Source organism: Octadecabacter sp. R77987, from assembly GCF_042466115.1.
Classification (GTDB): Bacteria; Pseudomonadota; Alphaproteobacteria; order Rhodobacterales; family Rhodobacteraceae; genus SW4.
The window spans coordinates 2,639,689-2,658,949 of record NZ_JAXHBQ010000001.1 but is presented as its reverse complement, the minus strand read 5'-3'; the positions used below and the strand labels follow the sequence as shown (position 1 = coordinate 2,658,949).

The window sequence follows — 19,261 nt, the reverse complement described above, 5'->3', positions numbered from 1 at the left end:
CACCTAGCGGTCTTTTCCCATGATCTTGCGGTAGGTTTGATTGACGATGGATCGGGTGTAGCCAACCCGCGCAAATTCGGTCTGCGTATCCAGCCAGCCTGCGTCGGCGCATTCTTCCAGGGCCTTTGCAAAAGCCTTGGCGCTAAAGGAAAATCCCAGCTTTTGCGAAAGTCTTTGGCGCATAGTCAGCCATGTCGGGTCCTGGTATCGCGCCTTATGCCCCAATGCCGCACCAAAACAGTGGCTGTCGTCAACATCGTTGGCCAGCTTGAGGCGGATCAATCGCAAGGTCAGGTCATCGGGCGGGCTATCACTTGCGATGTAGCCCTGCACATCTTCTGGCGTAAAGGAAAAGCCCGAATACACCGTCAACAGATCAGCCAGTTCGGGGCCAACGCGGTTGGTCAGCCATGCACGGTGACGGGGCGTGCGTTTCTTTTTTCCATCGGGAAAGCGGCCATGCTTGTATGCGGCATGCAGCAGTGCGGCGCGCACATCAATGAAGGTGGCACCCTCATGCAATGCCGCGCTTGCCGTGCCCGCGGCATGGCACAGAAACGGCCGTCCGGTCGAGCGGCAAAGCGTGCCAAACAACATGCAGGCCGTTTCGTAATCTTTCTGGATCGTGTGAATGTCAGTGTCCGGCGCGCCTGCCGCGCGCATCTGGACATATAGCTGCAGATTGGTCTGTGCCAGATTTGGGTCCATTTTCCTATGTCCATTCCGGCCCGCTTGCGCCGAGGCCTGCCTTGCCAACGTGAATCCCGATGGTTCATGATAGCAAGAACAATAGGCCAGGTCACGGGCGGGGAACATGGACATAACACCAGAGGGCGGCGCGCGATTTGCGGAAAACCCGCTGGAGAACGCCCGCCTTTGCATTGAAATCGCCAATGACAGTTGCTGTGATTGCGGAGATTTCCATCTGCGTTCGGTTCTGCGCCGCATTGCGGTCGCGCCCGACTCCAAGATCGGCGACATGCACGAATTTCGTGCGATGATCATGCTTGCGTTAGCGCGACAGCAGCGATCCACGCGGCCCATCCGTGTGGCGATTGTCGGTTCGACGGACACAGGCATCCTGGCAACGCTGTTGCAATCGGCGCATGCTGTGGGCGGGGACCCTATGGTTGCGCAGCTGGCCGTGACCTTGATTGACCAATGCGCAACCCCGCTTGCGCTGTGCAAGGCTTATGCACACAACTGCGATGTCGAACTGGAGGTTGTGCAGGCCGATATCCAACGCTTTTCATGTGCGGCAAAGTTCGATCTGGTGCTGATGCACGGTGTCTTGCCGTTCTTTCCCTCAGCGCAGCAGCACGACTATATGACCCATATCATCAGCTGGTTGTCAGCGGACGCAACATTGATTTCGTCGACCCACCTGGGTCGCGATCCTGACCGAACCACACATGCCCGGCGCACAGAGCTTGCCATCGCCAATCTGCAAGAATTCGCAGACGCAGGGTTGGGGATTGACGCAAAAACAGTCGCATCATTGACCAAGCGTTTGAAAGACAGCCCGCACGGGCGTGAGAACGAGCGCTCGGTCTTTGCAGGGTTGGATGACGCGACTGAATTCTATCAGTCTGCCGGTCTGGCTTTGCAATCGGCATGGGTGGTGCATCACCACGCCGCCGACACAGCCAAGTTCAATCGCAAATACAAGCAACGCTGCATCGTCATGGGCACGCGCGCGCAAACCTGATCTTACAACAACCGCTGCGTCCAGACCCCGATCACCAGGGGTTCGGCCCAGATGTAGGAGGTCAGTGAGAACAGCCCAAGCTGCGCCGCGCCAAGCACGCCCGAACAGATCACAGCCACGTGCCAGCGGACTTTCATGTGGATCAGCACGCCCAGCGCATAAAGAACCGATGCCAGCGGAATTCCGACCAGAAAAACGCCCGTGATGAACAAAATCGCAGCCCAAATGCCGGAAAACCCGCCGGCGTCAAGATGGGCCGTGTCGGCAGGCGCAATGCGGCGCGCAATGATGATCGCCACCGCCAAACCCATGGCAATGACAGCAACCAATGCCGGAACCTGTGATGCGTGTGGCGCAAAGGTTGTTGTTTGGGCAAAAATGCCGGCGAACCCCAGAAGCGCTGCAAAGGCCGCCCAGCTATCGGACTGGCGTTGGGCGGCGCTGAATGTGCGCGCGCTTGCTTTGGCCGCCTTCCACGCCAATAGGGCAAAGACCACAAGCAACCCGATCGTGGCGGGCCGCAAGAACATCGTCCAGCCCCAAATCTGCGAGGTCTGGATGAACGAAATCTCGGCCAGCGGCCCCATGATGAAACCCAGAAGAAATGCGGGGCGCGACCATTCAAGCCGTTTCAACACAAGCCCCAAGGCAGCGCTTAGGGCGAACTGAAACAACACGCCTACCTGCATGGCTTGATATGTGGCCGCGAACAGGGAAATCGCGATGGCAAAAGGCACCATATGCGCGCGCTGCAATGCGGCCAGCCTGACGATGAAGGGCACCGTCAGCAAAAACAACGGGATCGCCAGAATGTTGGCCACCAACACCGTTGCGGCAAGGAGGTAGGAAACCCCGACATCCGTTGTCAAAAGCGTCGGGCCAATTGGTTGGCCAAGCACCGCAAACGCCCCCAACATGATCGCCATGCTGGAACTGCCCGGAATACCGAAGAAAAGCGTTGGCACCATCGCCCCGCCTTCCTTGGAGTTGTTCGCCGCTTCGGGCGCTATTACACCCGCAATCACACCCTGCCCCATCGGAACGCCGGTCTTGTTTCTGGTGCCCGCATAGGCATAGGCCAACCAAACCGCCACGCTTGACCCAAGGCCGGGCATCAGCCCGATGCCAATCCCGTACAGCGATGATCGAAAGACCAACCCAAGATGCCGCAGCGTTGTTTTCATCCCGGCAATCACGTCGGAAACGCGCGTGTGAACCGCTTGATCGTGGCCCGCCTGCGTGAACTTGAACCGGCTGAGCATCTCGGGAACCACGAATAACCCACCAATGACAGCGGCAATGTTCAACCCGTCCGAAATCTCGTGAAATCCAAAGGTGAACCGGTCAGCCGAGGTTTGAACGTCCAGCCCGACAAGGGCTGCCGCGAACCCCATACACGCAACCAGCAGGCCGGCAATCCAGTTCTTGCCTGACAGGACCGTCACCATACACAAGCCAAATAGCGCAAGGATCAGAAATTCAGGTGGTCCGAACCAGCGCAACAGCACCCGCGCGACAGGAATGGCCAGCAAGAACGCTCCTGCGCCAATGACACCCCCGATGGCCGATGCCGACAGGCTGGCACCCAATGCCTCGCCGCCGCGCCCCGCTTTGGCCAGGGGATAGCCGTCAATCACTGTCGCGGCGTCTGATGCCGTTGATGGCAAGGCAAATGCGATGGCCGGAATCGAGGTTGATGTGTGCACGACCGAATGCATCGCAAACAGAAAAACGGCCCCTGCAAGCGGATCCCAGAACAAGGCAATCGGCAGGCACAAGATGATGCCGATGCGCCCGCCGATACCGGGCACCAACCCAGCGATGAACCCCAAGAGGGTTCCGATGACGATGGCGGCAACCGTTCCCGCCCAGCCTGTCGACAGGGCCGAAACGGTTGCAAAGACGTATGCGCCTAGCTCCACGTCCGACCCGTCCGCGGATCAAGGTCTAATAGCTGCATGTGTGCGCTGGGTTCAAAGACATCTCCAACCCGCAGGCATAGGCGTTCAAGATCAGCGTTCGCGCGGTTTCATCGCTTGGGATCAGCGCATCAATCTGCTGGCTCAGGGCTTCGCCGGATTTTGCCGCAATCGGGATTCCCTGAAGCTGCGCATCCTGAATAAAGTCAGGGTCCGTGACGATCGCTTGCATCAATTCCGACAAGGCCGCGACATCCGCCGGATCGGTGTTCGGAGGCGCAAAGAATGCGCGCCCCATCCCGCGGGCGGATTGCACAAACGTCACCACAGTGTCGGGTGCGTCAGGACTTAGGAAATCATCAAGTGTTGGCAATGACGGGTCGAGCGCTGAAAAATCGTCGCCAACAATGCTGTAAAGCGGAACAACATCACCCGATGCGATGACTGATTCCAGATCAGAAGTCAGCCCAACCGTCAGCAGATCAACATCGCCCGCCAAAAGTGCGGCAGAGCGCGCCGAGCGATTGAAACCGACAACATTGCGCGTCGCGATACCCGTGATCGCGCTAAGCAAGACACTGACGCGGGACGCGGTCGAAAGCGGATCGCTGACCGGCAGGATCAGCGTTTCTGCCGGTGCCCGCAGCTGTTGGGGATCGACAGGCAGGCCCGCCCGCGCGGCCATGATGTAGCTTAGGTTCTCGACCGACAAAAGCCAGTGTGCCTTGCGCAAGTCACCGGTGATCGCTGCTGGATCGTCGATTTGCACAAACGCCAGTTCGGGCGGGCGGATCAGGCCAATCGCCAAGGATCCGGCCTCGGTCTGATACAATTCCCCGATGCCGGTGACGGCCAGCGGGCCATCCTTGAATTCGGCGCGGATGATCGTATCGGGCAAATGCTTACGCATATGTGTTGAAAAAAGGCTCCAGAATCGCGCACCGCCGCCACTGTTGGAAAAGCCAACCATCACATCCAGGGTGCGTCCCGAAAGCTGTTCGCGATAGTCGGCGAATGCGCTGCTCGCGGTGAGAAAGATCAGACCTATTGCGCACAGAACGCGCCTGAGATCGCGCATAATCAACATATCAATACCTCATTGCTAAATATCACAACGCTAGAGGAGCAATCCAATCGGCGCAAGAATGAGTGGCGTAACGTTGGCACGACGCCGGTGATTTCGCTGTTTCTGGCGTTATGCCCGCGGTTGCGCTAGGATGACGGTATTAGGCAAAGACCATTTTGATGCATGACGGGCAGTGTGGCCCAGGTTTTTTGGATAGTTGGCCATGGTATTCGTGATATTTTTTAGGACAGAAAGATTTGCTGGACCGCATTGATGACCTCCCGATTTGGCTGATCAATCTCCCGCGTGCTGTTGAACGCCGCGAAAGCATGGTGTCGCAACTCAACGCACTGGGGCTGAACTACACCCTTTTTGAAGGCGTTGACGGCGTGGCGCGCGAAACGGAAATGCTTGCCAGCATGAACACACCGGCCTTTGCGCGGAACATGGGCCGCAACATTCTTCTGGGCGGGATCGGGTGTTACCATTCACATCTTGGCGTGTGGCGGGAATTTCTTGAAACGGGGGCCGGCGTCGCGCTTGTGCTGGAAGACGATGTCGTTTTTCACGACGACTTTCTGGTGGCGTTGAACCTGGGCCTGCGCGCGCAGGCACATTGGGACATCCTGAAACTGAACTGCGTTCGCGCCAAGCTTCCCATCTCGCAGGGCCACATTGGTCACTATCGGCTGAATGCCTACTGGGGGCCAAAAACCGGCACGGCAGCATATCTGATCAAACGCGAGACCGCGGCAAAGATTTTGCCAGCCATGCTGCCGATCACGCGCGCAACCGACCACGAGATCAGCCGCTTTTTCGTTCATGACTACCGGTTGCGCGGGATTGAACCGTTTCCAAGCCACGTCGACGACCACAACCAAAGCCAGATCACCGGGGTTGGATTTGCCGATGTCGTCAAATTTCCGTTGCGCCAAAGGTTGCCCCATTACCGGCTCAAGGCCGGCAACTATCTGCGCAGGCTGATGTGGCTTGTAAAGCGCGGCGAAGTTTTTCCGCGCAAGCGTCAACTTGTCAGCGCCGCACCCAGTGGTTTGGACAAAGCCAAACTGCCCAAGCAAAGCAAAACGATTTAGGAACGAGGCGCTATCGTCGCATGCCGGTGGTTCCTTGCGTTGGTCCGCGCAGGCCAGCCGGACCTGTGTCCTGATACCGTTGCCACACCAGCTGCGCGATGTCCTTAAGCTGCCCCGCCAGCGGGTTTGTCTTGCGCCAGACCATGCCAATCGTGCGCGATGGGCGTGGTGGCAAAAGCCGCGCGACCGATACCGCCGCCGATCGTGTTTCAATCGCGACAGCCATTTCCGGTATCAACGTCACGCCGGTGCCCGCGCCTACCATCTGCACAAGTGTCGACAGCGAACTGCCCTCCATCAGGTCACGTGGCAGCGACGATGGCGCGCCGCAATACGACAAGGCCTGATCGCGAAAACAATGCCCCTCCTCTAGCAACAGCAGCCGCATTTCGCGCAGCAACTTGGAGTTCGGTACAGGTTTGTCGGCATCCTCAAGGGCACGCACCAGCACAAACTCCTCGTCAAAAAGGGGTTCTTCGTGCAAGGACGGCTCGGAAACAGGCAGGGCGACAATGGCAGTGTCAAGGTTGCCGCCCAAAAGGCCCTCGATCAGCTTTTGGGTGACAGCTTCGCGCGGTCGCAGGTCAAGCCCCGGGTAATCCTGGGACAGGCACGTAATGAAACGGGGCAGGAAATACGGTGCGGCCGTCGGGATAATCCCGAACCTGAATCGCCCGATCAGCGGTTGATGCGAGGCCCGCGCCAGATCACCAAGCGCATCAACCGACTGCAATATCTCTTGGGCGCGGGCCAGAAATGTTTCGCCAAAACTTGTCAGTCGCAGGTGTTTCGCACCACGCTCCACAAGCGGCGTTGCAAGCAGGTCCTCCAGCGCCTTCATTTGCACGGACAGTGCGGGCTGGGAAATGCCGCAATCCTCGGCGGCACGCCCGAAATGGCGGTGACGAGCCAAAGCCTCGAAGTAGCGCAGGTGCTTTATGGTGATATCGATCATAGCTTTTGATTATCACCGTGATTAGAAAATGCAATTTTTCATTATCACACTGGCGGTCTATAATTGTATGGAAACCGTTCTACGGAACACGATCACAACCCCAAGATTGGAGCAGAAAAATGGATGGAAACGACAAAGGCGCCTTGGGCAAATGTCCGGTCATGCACGGCGGCAACACGGCCAGCAGCGCATCTGTGATGGCGTGGTGGCCCAACGCGCTGAACCTTGACATCTTGCACCAGCATGACACGAAAACCGATCCGCTTGGCCCCGACTTTGACTATGCGAAAGAGGTCAAGAAACTGGATGTGGATGGGTTGAAAAAAGACCTCCATGCCTTGATGACGGACAGCAAGGATTGGTGGCCTGCCGATTGGGGGCACTATGGCGGTTTCATGATCCGCATGGCCTGGCACTCGGCTGGCACATACCGCCTTGCCGATGGTCGCGGTGGTGGTGGCACCGGCACGCAACGCTTTGCGCCACTGAATTCATGGCCCGATAACGTCAGTCTTGATAAGGCGCGCCGCCTGCTGTGGCCGATCAAAAAGAAATATGGCAATAAGCTAAGCTGGGCCGACCTGATGATCCTAGCGGGCAATATTGCCTATGAATCCATGGGGTTGAAAACCTTTGGATTTGCGTTCGGGCGCGCAGACGTCTGGCACCCCGAAACGGATACCTACTGGGGTGCAGAAAAGGAATGGCTGGCCGCAAGCGATGGCCGTTACGGCGATCTTGAAAATCCGGCGACCATGGAAAACCCGCTGGCCGCTGTGCAGATGGGCCTGATCTATGTGAACCCCGAAGGCGTGAACGGCAAACCCGATCCGCTGAAATCAGCCCTGCATGTCCGCGAAACATTCGCCCGCATGGCGATGAACGACGAAGAAACCGCTGCCCTGACCGCAGGGGGCCACACTGTTGGCAAGGCCCACGGGAATGGCAATGCCGACACGCTTGGCGCAGAACCCGAAGCCGCAGACGTCGAAGATCAAGGCATGGGCTGGCGCAACCCGAACGGCACGGAAAAGGCAAGCGAGGCCGTCAGCAGCGGCATCGAAGGCGCTTGGACGACCAACCCGACGAAATGGGACATGGGCTATTTCAAACTGCTGTTCGGCTATGAATGGGAACTGCGCAAAAGCCCCGCCGGCGCGCAGCAATGGGAACCCATCGACATCAAGGAAGAAGACAAACCTGTCGATGCCACCGACCCGTCCATCCGCCACAATCCGATCATGACAGACGCCGATATGGCCATGAAAGTTGACCCGATCTATCGCAAGATTTGCGAACGCTTCATGGCTGATCCGGACTACTTTGCCGATACCTTCGCACGTGCATGGTTCAAGCTGACACACCGCGATATGGGCCCCAAGGCGCGCTATATCGGCCCCGATGTGCCGCAAGAAGACCTGATCTGGCAGGATCCGATCCCTGCAGGGCGCAGCGATTACGATGTCGACGCCGTCAAGGCGCGGATCGCCGACAGCGGCCTGACACTGGCCGAGATGGTGTCGACGGCATGGGACAGTGCACGCACCTATCGCGGCTCTGACATGCGCGGCGGTGCGAATGGCGCGCGTATTCGTCTGGCCCCGCAAAAGGACTGGGAAGGCAACGAACCTGCCCGTCTGGCAAAGGTGCTGAAAGTGCTGGAAGGCATCGCCGCCGATACCGGCGCAAGCATCGCAGACGTGATCGTTCTGGCCGGCAACGTCGGGATCGAACAAGCCGCCAAGGCGGCAGGTCACACCGTTTCTGTTCCTTTCATGCCCGGCCGTGGTGATGCCAGCGCCGATATGACAGATGCAGAATCCTTTGATCCGCTGGAACCACTTGCAGACGGATATCGCAACTGGGTCAAGCAGGACTATGCGGTCAGCCCTGAAGAACTGATGCTGGATCGCACCCAACTCATGGGCCTGACCGCCAAGGAAATGACCGTTCTGGTGGGCGGGATGCGGGCCATGGGCACCAACCACGGCGCCACCCAGCATGGCGTTTTCACTGATCGGGTCGGCGCGCTGACGCCTGATTTCTTTGTGAACCTGACGGACATGGATTTCAGTTGGCACCCGGTTGACGGCGGCACCTATGAAATCCGTGAACGCGCAACCGGCAAGGTCAAATGGACAGCCACGCGAATGGATCTGGTGTTTGGGTCAAACTCGATCCTGCGCGCCTACGCCGAAGTCTATGCGCAGGACGACAACGCCGAAAAGTTCGTGCATGATTTTGTCGCGGCCTGGGTCAAGGTGATGAACGCGGACCGGTTCGACCAATAAACAATACGCAGCCCCGCGCGCGTGATGCGCGGGGCTGTGAATTGGCAGATCCGCTTAGTCACCAAGCGGATGAAAGCAGGCGAACTCGCGCCCTGTGCCATCCCCGCGCAAGACAGGCGGCTCTTGGCGGCACTGATCGCTGGCATGGGGGCAGCGTTCATGAAACGCGCACCCCTTAGGGGGTGACAACGGATCGGGAAGTTCGGTTTGCGTGCTTTCGGGCGCTGCGATGGGTCGCCCCACTTCGGGCGCGCTTTGGGCCAGCAGGGCTGTGTAGGGGTGGCGCGGATTGGCGAATATCTCGCGGGCGGGGCCAACTTCGACGATAGCCCCGAAATAGAGAACGGCGACACGGTCGCTCACGGCTTCGACAACGGCCAAGTCGTGGCTGATAAACAAATAGGTCAGCCCAAATTCTTTCTTGAGGTCGGCAAGCAGGTTCAACACCTGCGCCTGCACCGACACATCAAGGGCCGATACCGGTTCATCCAAAATCAGGATGCGCGCATTTGCGGCCAAGGCCCGTGCGATGCCGATCCGCTGCGCCTGCCCACCGGAAAATTCGTGCGGATAACGGTCCAGAAATTCTTCGCGCAGGTTCACGGCCGCAAAGATTTCGGCGATCCGTTTGTCCCGGTCCGCGCGCCCCATCCCGTGCAGCTTTTTCAGCGGCACCTCCATGATCTGGCCGATGGTCTTGCGCGGGTTCAGGCTGCTTTGCGGGTCTTGGAACACATACTGAATACGCTTGCCGAAAATTGCCGGATCGGCGTTATCAAGAACCTTTCCCTCGATCTCGATGTGCCCCGTTGTCGGGGCCAACAGCCCGACCAGCATTTTCGCAAGCGTCGATTTCCCGCAGCCGGATTCACCCACGACCCCAAGGGTTTCGCCCGTTTGCACAGACAGGGTCAACGGCTGCACCGCGTGAACGACCGCGCGGGGCGGGCCGAACAGACGTTTGCCGATGGGAAACGCTTTGGACAGTTCGGTCAGCTTCAGCGCGATGCTCATGCCGCCCCCTTTTGCGTGGTTTCGGGGAACAGGCAGCGTGTCTTGCGCCCTTCGCCGGTTTCGCCCAGCGCGATGTCGGCGGCACGGCAAACGTCCTGCGCCTTGTCACACCGGTCGGCAAAGGCACAGCCATCAGGCAGGCGATCCACGACAGGCGGCAAGCCCGGAATGGCGGCAAGCTTGCGCTGCCCGCCACCCAACGTTGGCACGCAATCAATCAACCGGCTGGTGTAGGGATGTTGCGGCGCGCGCAGGACTTCGCCTGTTGGTCCTTCCTCGACGATCCGGCCCGCATACATCACCGCGACCCGATCACACAACTGCCCCACCACGCCAAAGTCGTGGGTGATAAAGATGATCGCCAGCCCGCGTTCGCGGCGCAGATCGCTAAGGACTGACAGGATTTGCGCCTGCACGGTGACGTCAAGCGCGGTTGTGGGTTCGTCGGCAATGATCACATCAGGATCATTGGCCAGCGCCATGGCGATCCCGACCCGCTGGCGCATCCCGCCCGACATTTCATGCGGGAAACTGTCGATCCGGTTTTCGGCGTTTGGAATGCGCACGGATTTCAGCAGGTCAATGGCGCGCGCACGGGCGGTGGATTTGCTGACGGATTCGTGGGTCTGGATCGCCTCGACCAGTTGATCGCCGACACGGTAAAGCGGGTGCAGCGTGGCAAGCGGATCCTGAAAAATATATGCAACGCGCCGCCCGCGCAGGCTGCGCAACTGCCGATAGGGCGCGCCAATCAGATCGGTCCCGTCAAAATGCACCGCCCCACCGGTGATCACACCGGGTGGCGAAGCGACAAGGCCCATCACGCTTAGGGCGGTCACGGATTTCCCCGACCCGCTTTCGCCGATGATGCCCAGACATTCGCCCTGTTCGACGTGCAGATCAACGCCGCCCACCGCCTTGTAAACCCGCGATCGCACCCGAAATTCAGTGCGCAGATCGGCGATTTCCAACAGGGCACCGGTTTGCGCTGCGGGTGCGTTTTCGCGCCTCTCGACCTGTGTAGCGGCCATCGGGCGCGACAGGGCGCCGGACTTGAGGCGGGGATCAAGAGCATCGCGAATGCCATCGCCCAGCAGGTTAATCGCCATGACGATGATCAGGATCATCGTCCCCGGCACAATCGACGTATGTGGATTGGTGATCAGTGCCGAACGCGCCTCGCCCAGCATCGACCCAAGATCGGCCTGCGGCGGTTGCGACCCAAGCCCAAGGAACGACAACCCCGCCGTTTCAAGGATCATCCAGCCAATCGTCGTGGACATGGCAATCACGATCACGGGGAGGACATTGGGCAGGACTTCGCGGATGATAATCTCGCTGTTGCGCATCCCGGCAAGGCGCGCGGCATCGACAAACTCCTGATGGGCAATGCCAACGGTAATCCCGCGAATGTTGCGCGCAAAGAACGGCACATTGACGGCGGCAACCGCAATCAGCGCATTCAGCAGGCCGGGCCCAAGGGCGGCGACAATCGCAAGCGCCAGCAAAATATAGGGAAAGGCCATCAGCATATCGACGCCGCGCATGATCACGTTGTCGGTGCGCCCACCGTAAAACCCTGCGATGATCCCGATGGCAGCCCCCAGCGTCGCTGCGATGAACGCCGCCGCAAACCCAACCGCCAGCGACAGGCGCGTCCCCCACAACAGGCGTGACAGCAGATCACGGCCAAGGTGGTCGGTGCCCAGAATTGCCCCTTCGCTGAAAGGTGGCTTGAAACGGTCGGCGGTGGCGGTGGCATCGGGATCGGCCAGCGGCAGGATCGGCGTGATCAACGCCACAAAGACGACGACCCCCATGACAATCAGCCCACCAAGGGCCAGACGATTGCGCGCCAGAAGTTTCAGGAACGCCATCATGTCTTGATCCTTGGATCAAGCAGGGCCTGGGCCACATCAACCAGAATGTTGAACATCACATAGCAAGCGGCAATGAACACGACGCCACCCTGCACCAGCAGGATATCGCGCTTCAGGATCGCATCGACCAGCATCCGCCCCACGCCGGGCCATTGGAACACCATCTCGATATAGACGGCCCCGGACAGCACAAAGCCGGCCTGAATGCCAAGCACCGGAAGGATCGCGACCATGGCCGCACGCAGGGCATGACGCCAGATCACGCCGCGTTCTGGCACGCCCTTGGCGCGGGCCGTGCGGATGAAATCCTGACGCAGCACTTCAAGCATCGCCGAGCGCGACAGACGCGCGATGACGCCCGTGGCAACAACCGCGAGGGCAAAGGCAGGCATGAACAAATGATCAAGCAGCACCGAAAGGTTGCGATCCCCATAGATGGGCCACATGCCCGACACGGGGAACCATTTCAGTTTCACCGCGAAAATCAGGATCATCATCATCCCAAGGAAAAATGACGGGATCGAAATGCCCAACAAAACAACAAAGGTGATCGCCTTGTCGGCAAGCCCGTATTGGCGCGCCGCCGAAACAACACCCGCCGCGATCCCAAGGATCGAACACATGATGAATGCGCTGCCCGCGAGGATAAGGGTCGCACCGAACCGGTCCAGAATTTCGTCCAGAACTGGGCGGTTCAGTGCAAAACTGCGCCCGAAATCGCCCTGCACCATATTGCCAAGCCAGATGAAATATCGCGGCACCATCCCTTGATCGAGGCCCAGATCACGGTTCAGTTTTTCAACATTTTCAGGGGTGGCGTAACTGCCAAGGATTGCGGTGGCCGGATCGCCGGGGATCAGCGCCATGATCACGAACACGATCAGGCTGATCCCCAGCAGGACCGGCACCGCGGACACCAGTCGTTTCAGAATGTATCCGGTCATGGTGCCCCCAAAGCGCGGCCCCGCCAGCGCGGAGGGGCCGTTGCAATCGTAACTAGTTCTTTACGACATCATCAAGCAGCAGGAAGAACGATGGCTGAAGCGTAAAGCCGCTGACACGGTCCGATGTCACCGCGTTCTGTTTCCAGTTGGCGACAAAGACCCATGGCGCATCTTCCTGCACGATCACTTGCATCTCCTGGTAAAGGCGCGCGCGTTCGTCCTGATCGGTTTCGACGCGGGCGGCATCCAGCAGCGCGTCCACTTCGGGATTGGAATAGTAACCCGAATTAAAGCCGCCGTTTTCCGGCCAGGCTTCGGTGCGCAGCGCAAGGAATGGCAGCGTGTCGGGATCGTTGGTCATCCACGCCATTTCGGCCATATCCGCCTTGCCCTCAAGACCGGGGTTCACGTTGCCAAGGAAGGTGTTCCATTCGTAGGTTTCGATGGTGACATCAAAGCCCACGGCCTCGAGATCGGCCTGAATGGCGGTGCCCATGGCGATCGGGTCAAGCATGCCCGACCCGCCCTCGGTGACATAGAACGTCAGTTCCGCGCCCTCGGCCCCTGCGTCGGCGATCAGCTCGCGCGCACGGTCGGGATTGTAGGGATAGGGTTCGAGGTCGGCGTTGTAGGCCCAGGCAAATGCGGGGGGTGTCGGGCCGGCGGCAACTTCGGCGGTGCCTTCCAGCACGTCATTGACGATGGCTTCCTTGTTGATGGCAAAGTTGGCAGCCTGACGGACGCGCACATCGGCAAACGGGCCTTCCTTGGCGTTCAGGATCAGGAACCAGACATGCGGGCCTGCCTGTTCATGGAGGGTGTAAGCATCGCCTTCGAATTCCGAAAGCGCAACGGGTGGCACTTCGACCATCAGATCAATCCCGCCTGCCAGCATTTCGGCGGTGCGGGTATTGGCGTCAGTAATCGGGCGGAACACAACTGTCTGCAATTCCGGCGCGCCGTCCCAGTAATCGGCGTTTGCTTCGACCACGACGGCCTCGTTACTGCGCCATTCACCGAACATGAACGGCCCTGTGCCGGACGGATTGCGGCCGAAATCAGCGCCGTGTTCCGCAACCGCCGCAGGCGAAACGATCAGGCCTGTGGGATAAGCAAGGTTGGACAGGAAAGGTGCATAAGGCCCGTTCAGCGTGAACTGCACGGTCTGCGCATCAATCACGGCCACATCCTCAACGGCGGAAAAGAAGAACGACAACGGGAAAGGCCCGGTGTCGTGATAGGGGTGATCTTCGTTCAGCATCCGGTCAAAGTTGAACTTGACCGCTTCGGCATCAAAGGCGCTGCCATCATGGAATGTGACACCTTCGCGCAAGGTAAACGTATAGACGGTGCCGTCGTCCGAAATGGTCCAGTCCGTCGCGAGCGCAGGTTCAACTTCAAGCGTGCCGTCCTTGTAGCGCACAAGCCCGTCATAGACGTTCATCAGGATACGGAAATCGTTCACGGCCGTCACCGCGGCCGGGTCAAGCGCCTGGGGCTCGGCAATCTGCCCGACGATCAACACATCCTCGGGGGTTTGCGCCAGTGCGCCGCCAGCGGTCAAAGCCATCGCCGTTGCAGCCGAAGCGGCCAGCAGCGCGCGCCGTGTAAAGGGCAGGAGTGTCATGGGGTATCCTCTCTGTTGTCGTCTATTTATCATGATTAATTGTATTTGGCCAAATTCTCATGATAAATTCAAGGCTAATGTGCTAGGGCTTGGGTTATGACGTTTTCGATTCTGACTTATGACGAAAAAACAGGCGTTTACGCGGGTGCCGCCGCAACCGGCAGCCTGTGTGTCGGGGGTTGGGTGCTGCGTGGTGACATCGAATCAGGGTTGTGCGCGTCCCAGGGGACGGCCCCAAGCACCTTTTGGCGGGATGATGCGCTCCGAAAAATGTATGGCGGCGCGACAGCTGCATCGGTGGTTTCCGACCTGACGCAATCCGACAGCGGGGCCGATCATCGCCAGCTTGCCGTGCTTGATCGCAACGGTGGCACAGCCGGAATGACCGGTGCAAACAGTGTGCCCTTTGCCGATACCATCGCTGCGCCAAATCAGATCGTTGCGGGCAACATGATCGCATCGCGTGATGTTCTGATGGCGCTGCTCGATACGTTTCGTGCAACGTCGGGCAGGCCGGATACACGCCTGATCGCTGCCTTGCGCGCCGCCGAAACAGCCGGCAGTGATGTGCGCGGCTTGCAGTCTGCCGCCTTGCTGGTGCTGTCGCCCGATGCGCCACCGCTGGATTTGCGCATTGATCACAGCGACGCGCCTTTGGATGATCTGGCAGCCCTTGCAGCACGCGCGGCAAAATCACCCTATGCCGACTGGCTTGCTGTTGCGCCGGTTTTGCTTGACCGCGAATGCGCGCCCCAAGATGGCGCATCGCCCGTCGCACGTGCCAAAGGGTCTTAAGGCTATTCGCCCATAAACTCGCGCGTGATGCGGACCTCTTGGGCGTTCATCATGCTTTCCGCCCCTTCCATATGTGACCGCATGATGTCGCGCGCGCGCGGCCCGTCACCTGCTTGCAGAGCATCGACAAGGTCAATCTGGTGGCGACGGCCCCGCTCCCACAATGCGCGATTGGGTGTCTCGTAAAGGCGGCGATAGACCGTCAGTTCGGTCAGTATCCGCGCCATGAATGAAATGACAAAGCCCATCAGTTCGTTTTTTGCCGCGTCTGCCAGACGGGCGTGAAACATCAGTGACGTGATGTGTTGCTGCTTTTCTTCTTCGGGATCGCGCGCAGGTTCGGGGTGTTGTTCGGCCATCTGGCGCAACTGCGCGAGCGTTTCCGCGTCCAACTGGCCGGCCAGGCCGGCTACCATTTCGGGCTCGAGGATTTTGCGTATCTGATAGATGTCCGACAGGGACAGGTCTTTGAAATAGAAATAATTGCCCAGAAGGGACATCGCGCGATCCTTGCTGACCTCGCCCACCGAACTGCCCCCGCCCGGCCCTGTTTTGGTCACGATCAGCCCCTGCGCTTCAAGGATGCGCATCGCCTCGCGGACGGTTCCCTTGGACACGCCAAACTGTGCGATCATCGCCGCCTCGTTGGGCAGCTTGTCGCCTTTGCGCAAGTCGCGCTCCACGACCCACCGCTTGATCTGGTCGGCGACCTGCACCGGGCGCGAGCGTTTTTGCGCGCGCGGTGCATCGGTCATCTTGGGGTTGGGTGCGCCGTCATCCATCATCATAAATACCTAGACGAGGTGCAGCGCGTTGTGTAGGGCATAATTCATCATGATAAATATCCGCACGATATGACTTACGGTGAAATCGCCCAAGACCGGTTGACCAAGATCGCCGCTTGTTCAAGCGGGGACGCGGGTGTGACCCGCCTGCCCTTTACACCCGAACACCGCGCAGCGCTGGACCATATCGGCGCATGGATGGCGGCGGCTGGGTTAGAGGTGCGGATGGACGCTGCGGGCACGCTGATCGGACGGTTGGACGGTCCGGAAAATGCCAAGACCCTGCTGATCGGATCACATCAGGATTCCGTGCGTCAGGGCGGGCGATACGACGGCATTATGGGCATCGCCCTGGGCTGTCTTGCGCTGGAAAAGCTGCAGGCCAAAGGTATCGCCCTGCCCTTCGCTGTCGAAATCCTTACCTTTGCTGACGAGGAAGGCGTGCGCTTTCCCACCGCGCTGATGGGGCCACGGGCGCTGGCCGGCACCTTTGACACGGACGATCTGGCACTGGTTGATCAGGATGGTGTGACCCTTGCACAGGCCCTTGCGGATTTCGGCGGCGCGCCGGATGACATTGCGGGCCTGCACCGCGATCCCGCCGGTATCCTTGGTTATCTTGAGGCGCACATCGAACAAGGCCCGGTTCTGGAAACGGCAGACCTGCCCTTGGGCGTAGTGACGGGCATTTGCGGGATCGAACGCAACGCGGTGCGCTTCACAGGCGAAACGGGACATGCGGGCACGGTTCCGATGGCCGGGCGGCGCGATGCGCTTGTTGCCGCATCCCAATTCATCGCGGCAGTGTCGGATCGTGCGGGCAAAACCAACGCCACCCGCGCCACTGTCGGCACGATCCGCGTTCTGCCGGATGCGGTGAACGCGATCCCGAATGTGGCGCAGTTCCCGCTTGAGGTCCGCTCGGTCGATGATGGCGCGCGCGCGGCGTTTTCGGATTTGATGCGCGACTTGGGCCACCAAATCGCCGCCGAGTCCGGCACGACATTTGATATGACGCGCACCTATCAGCAACCCGCTGTCAGTTGCGATGCGGCGCTTACCCGTGCGCTGTTGCAGGGGGCTGGTCCGCAAGCGATATCGCTTGCGTCTGGGGCAACGCATGATGCCTCGGCCATGGCCGGCACTTGCCCGATTGCGATGCTGTTTGTGCGCTGCAAGGCGGGCCTTAGCCACCACCCCGACGAATACGCCCGCGCCGATGACATGGGCGCAGGCATTGATGCGATCGCTGCATTCCTGACGGGCGTTGCGGCGTCCTAAACGACACGTTCGACCATCATCTTTTTGATGCTGGCGATCGCCTTGGCGGGGTTCAAACCTTTGGGGCAGGTCTTGGTGCAGTTCATGATCGTGTGGCACCGATACAGCTTGAACGGGTCTTCCAGATCGTCCAGACGTTCGCCCGTGGCTTCGTCGCGGCTGTCGATGATCCAGCGATAGGCATGCAACAACGCGGCTGGCCCGAGGTAGCGATCGCTGTTCCACCAATAGGACGGACAGGATGTGGAACAGCAGGCGCACATCACGCATTCATAAAGCCCGTCCAGCTTTTCACGATCCTTGATCGACTGCTTCCATTCCTTGGCGGGGCGGTTCGTCTTGGTTTCCAGCCACGGCATGATGCTGGCGTGCTGGGCATAGAAATGGGTCAGGTCGGGGATCAGATCCTTGACCACGGGCATATGCGGCAGCGGATAGATTTTCACATCGCCCTTTACGTCATCCATGCCATAGATGCAGGCCAGCGTGTTGATCCCGTCGATGTTCATCGCACATGATCCGCAAATCCCCTCGCGGCAGGACCGACGGAACGTCAGGGTCGGGTCAATCTCGTTCTTGATCTTGATCAGCGCGTCCAGAACCATCGGGCCGCAGGTGTCCATATCCACGAAATAGGTGTCCAGACGCGGATTCTGCCCGTCATCGGGGTTCCAGCGGTAAATCTGCACCTTGCGCAGGTTCTTGGCACCCGCTGGTTTGGGCCATGTCTTGCCGCTGGTCATGCGGGAATTTTTGGGAAGCGTAAATTCAACCATTCGGGAAGGCTCCTGTTTGGGTCATGTCTTGGCCCCGTCCGGGCGGGTTACAACAAAAAGGGTTTCGCCGCGCATCAGACCATAGGTCAGCACATCGGGTTCCCGGGCCGTAAATTCTTCCAACTCGAAACCGGCAGCACGGATACGGTCGCGTAGATCGCGGCCATAAAAACGCACGTGATCGGCCTGTCCGAAATGGACCAGCCTGTCGGCGGGGGTTTCAACGGCGTCATTTTCATAGGTTTCGGCCCAGCCTTCGCAGATCGGCGTCGACAGGATCGCGCGGCCACCCGGTTTCAGCAGGCGGAAAAACTCGCCCAGTGCGGCTGTATCATCGACGTGTTCCAGCACGTGATTGCACACGATCCGGTCATAGCTGGCATCGGGCAGGCCCGTGTCCTCGATATTGATGCGGTGGGTCACGTTGCGGCTTTCGCTCAGGTCCGCCGTTTCATACTGCGCCACCACGTCCTTGATGCGCAGGGACAGCAGATGTTCGGGCGCGAAATGCAACACGGCATGATCGGGGCCGAAAAAGCCCGTGCGCGCGCAAAACAGCACGAACAGGCGGTGCCGTTCCAGCGATCCGCAACTGCCGCAGCGCGCGTCATAGCGCGGTGGCTGGCCAAAGGCGACAAAGCTGCCATGGTAATCGCAGATCGGGCAGCTGCGCGGATGCACACCTTTGACGGCCTTGCGGAACCGGTTGATCTGCACCTGCGCCCATTTGTCGATCTTCTCCTGATGGCGCGCGGTCTGGTCGACCGGCGCGCCCTGTTCAGGCAATGATGACTTGGGCTGGGTTGTCATCCGGCAAGGCTCGATGTGGCGCAGGCCACGGTTTCGGGGCGTTGCAGGATATTGGACACAAGCGTGATCGTGTTGGGTTCAACGCCCGTAACCGCCGCACCCGCCAGATTGACAAGTTCGGTGTCGCTGGCGTTGTCGATGATGCAATCTGTCAGCACCACGCCTGCAGGGCCGGGCACGGTGTCGGCCACAATCGGGCGCACGACAGATTTGGCGGTTTCGCGTGCCGGATCTTCGCTTAGCGCGATGTCACAGGCAGTGACGGTGGTCAGGGCGATGGCGGCAAGGATGATGGCAGGTTTCATAATACGTTCCC

General features: G+C 59.5%; 17 protein-coding genes. 5 read left to right on the top strand and 12 right to left on the bottom strand.

Annotated elements, in window-relative coordinates:
• Positions 1-3: 3 nt before the first annotated feature.
• Positions 4-708 carry a hypothetical protein gene (locus tag SJY21_RS13520; protein WP_377511686.1) on the bottom strand — a complete coding sequence of 235 codons (705 nt, stop codon included), beginning with the start codon at positions 706-708 and terminating at the stop codon, positions 4-6.
• 106 nt (positions 709-814) lie between these two features.
• Here SJY21_RS13520 and SJY21_RS13515 point away from each other — a divergent pair, with 106 nt between their 5' ends.
• Entirely contained in the window at positions 815-1,708 is an 894-nt protein-coding gene (locus tag SJY21_RS13515) for a class I SAM-dependent methyltransferase (protein WP_377511684.1), read from the top strand.
• Between the two features lie 2 nt (positions 1,709-1,710).
• Here the strand turns inward: SJY21_RS13515 and SJY21_RS13510 are convergent, their stop codons facing one another.
• Both SJY21_RS13510 and SJY21_RS13505 read right to left on the bottom strand, forming a co-directional pair.
• On the bottom strand, positions 1,711-3,630 hold the full coding sequence (locus SJY21_RS13510) for a tripartite tricarboxylate transporter permease (protein ID WP_377511681.1): 1,920 nt from the start codon (positions 3,628-3,630) through the stop codon (positions 1,711-1,713).
• Positions 3,631-3,655: 25 nt separating this feature from the next.
• Positions 3,656-4,537 (bottom strand): hypothetical protein, encoded by an 882-nt coding sequence (locus SJY21_RS13505; RefSeq protein WP_377511678.1) that lies wholly within the window; start codon positions 4,535-4,537, stop codon positions 3,656-3,658.
• Positions 4,538-4,950: 413 nt separating this feature from the next.
• Here SJY21_RS13505 and SJY21_RS13500 point away from each other — a divergent pair, with 413 nt between their 5' ends.
• Positions 4,951-5,787, top strand: a complete 837-nt coding sequence (locus SJY21_RS13500) for a glycosyltransferase family 25 protein (RefSeq protein WP_377511675.1) — start codon at positions 4,951-4,953, stop codon at positions 5,785-5,787.
• 10 nt (positions 5,788-5,797) lie between these two features.
• Here the strand turns inward: SJY21_RS13500 and SJY21_RS13495 are convergent, their stop codons facing one another.
• Entirely contained in the window at positions 5,798-6,742 is a 945-nt protein-coding gene (locus SJY21_RS13495) for a hydrogen peroxide-inducible genes activator (protein ID WP_377511671.1), read from the bottom strand.
• A 119-nt stretch (positions 6,743-6,861) separates the two neighbouring features.
• Between SJY21_RS13495 and katG the strand changes: the two genes are divergently transcribed.
• Positions 6,862-9,033, top strand: a complete 2,172-nt coding sequence (gene katG, locus SJY21_RS13490) for a catalase/peroxidase HPI (RefSeq protein WP_377511668.1) — start codon at positions 6,862-6,864, stop codon at positions 9,031-9,033.
• Positions 9,034-9,087: 54 nt separating this feature from the next.
• Here katG and SJY21_RS13485 read toward each other — a convergent pair whose 3' ends face one another.
• Genes SJY21_RS13485 through SJY21_RS13470 form a run of 4 tightly spaced genes read right to left on the bottom strand, consistent with a single transcriptional unit; the run spans position 9,088 to position 14,498 of the window.
• Entirely contained in the window at positions 9,088-10,047 is a 960-nt protein-coding gene (locus SJY21_RS13485; protein WP_377511666.1) for an ABC transporter ATP-binding protein, read from the bottom strand.
• Positions 10,044-11,924, bottom strand: a complete 1,881-nt coding sequence (locus tag SJY21_RS13480; RefSeq protein WP_377513250.1) for a dipeptide/oligopeptide/nickel ABC transporter permease/ATP-binding protein — start codon at positions 11,922-11,924, stop codon at positions 10,044-10,046. The genes SJY21_RS13485 and SJY21_RS13480 overlap by 4 nt, the downstream gene beginning before the upstream one ends.
• A complete protein-coding gene (locus SJY21_RS13475) occupies positions 11,924-12,871 on the bottom strand; it encodes an ABC transporter permease (protein WP_377511663.1) in 948 nt (315 codons plus the stop codon). Before SJY21_RS13475 ends, SJY21_RS13480 begins: the two co-directional genes overlap by 1 nt.
• Positions 12,872-12,923: 52 nt before the next feature.
• Positions 12,924-14,498, bottom strand: coding sequence for an ABC transporter substrate-binding protein (locus tag SJY21_RS13470; RefSeq protein WP_377511660.1), 1,575 nt, complete (start codon positions 14,496-14,498; stop codon positions 12,924-12,926).
• A 96-nt stretch (positions 14,499-14,594) separates the two neighbouring features.
• On the opposite strand from SJY21_RS13470, the gene SJY21_RS13465 reads away from it, so the two are divergent.
• Positions 14,595-15,293: a DUF1028 domain-containing protein gene (locus SJY21_RS13465; RefSeq protein WP_377511657.1), complete on the top strand. Its 699-nt coding sequence runs from the start codon at positions 14,595-14,597 to the stop codon at positions 15,291-15,293.
• A gap of 2 nt (positions 15,294-15,295) precedes the next feature.
• Here SJY21_RS13465 and SJY21_RS13460 read toward each other — a convergent pair whose 3' ends face one another.
• The gene (locus SJY21_RS13460) at positions 15,296-16,081 is read right to left on the bottom strand and encodes a FadR/GntR family transcriptional regulator (protein ID WP_377511654.1); all 786 of its coding nucleotides are present in this window, start codon (positions 16,079-16,081) and stop codon (positions 15,296-15,298) included.
• A 66-nt stretch (positions 16,082-16,147) separates the two neighbouring features.
• Between SJY21_RS13460 and SJY21_RS13455 the strand changes: the two genes are divergently transcribed.
• The gene (locus tag SJY21_RS13455) at positions 16,148-17,359 is read left to right on the top strand and encodes a M20 family metallo-hydrolase (RefSeq protein ID WP_377511651.1); all 1,212 of its coding nucleotides are present in this window, start codon (positions 16,148-16,150) and stop codon (positions 17,357-17,359) included.
• Here the strand turns inward: SJY21_RS13455 and SJY21_RS13450 are convergent.
• From SJY21_RS13450 to SJY21_RS13440, 3 genes are read right to left on the bottom strand one after another with little or no spacing between them, the layout of a single operon-like run.
• Positions 17,356-18,135 carry a succinate dehydrogenase iron-sulfur subunit gene (locus SJY21_RS13450; protein WP_377511648.1) on the bottom strand — a complete coding sequence of 260 codons (780 nt, stop codon included), beginning with the start codon at positions 18,133-18,135 and terminating at the stop codon, positions 17,356-17,358. The two genes, SJY21_RS13455 and SJY21_RS13450, sit on opposite strands and share 4 nt — an antisense overlap.
• A gap of 21 nt (positions 18,136-18,156) precedes the next feature.
• Positions 18,157-18,945 (bottom strand): class I SAM-dependent methyltransferase, encoded by a 789-nt coding sequence (locus SJY21_RS13445; RefSeq protein ID WP_377511645.1) that lies wholly within the window; start codon positions 18,943-18,945, stop codon positions 18,157-18,159.
• A complete protein-coding gene (locus SJY21_RS13440) occupies positions 18,942-19,250 on the bottom strand; it encodes a succinate dehydrogenase (RefSeq protein ID WP_377511642.1) in 309 nt (102 codons plus the stop codon). Before SJY21_RS13440 ends, SJY21_RS13445 begins: the two co-directional genes overlap by 4 nt.
• Between the last annotated feature and the right edge of the window lie 11 nt (positions 19,251-19,261).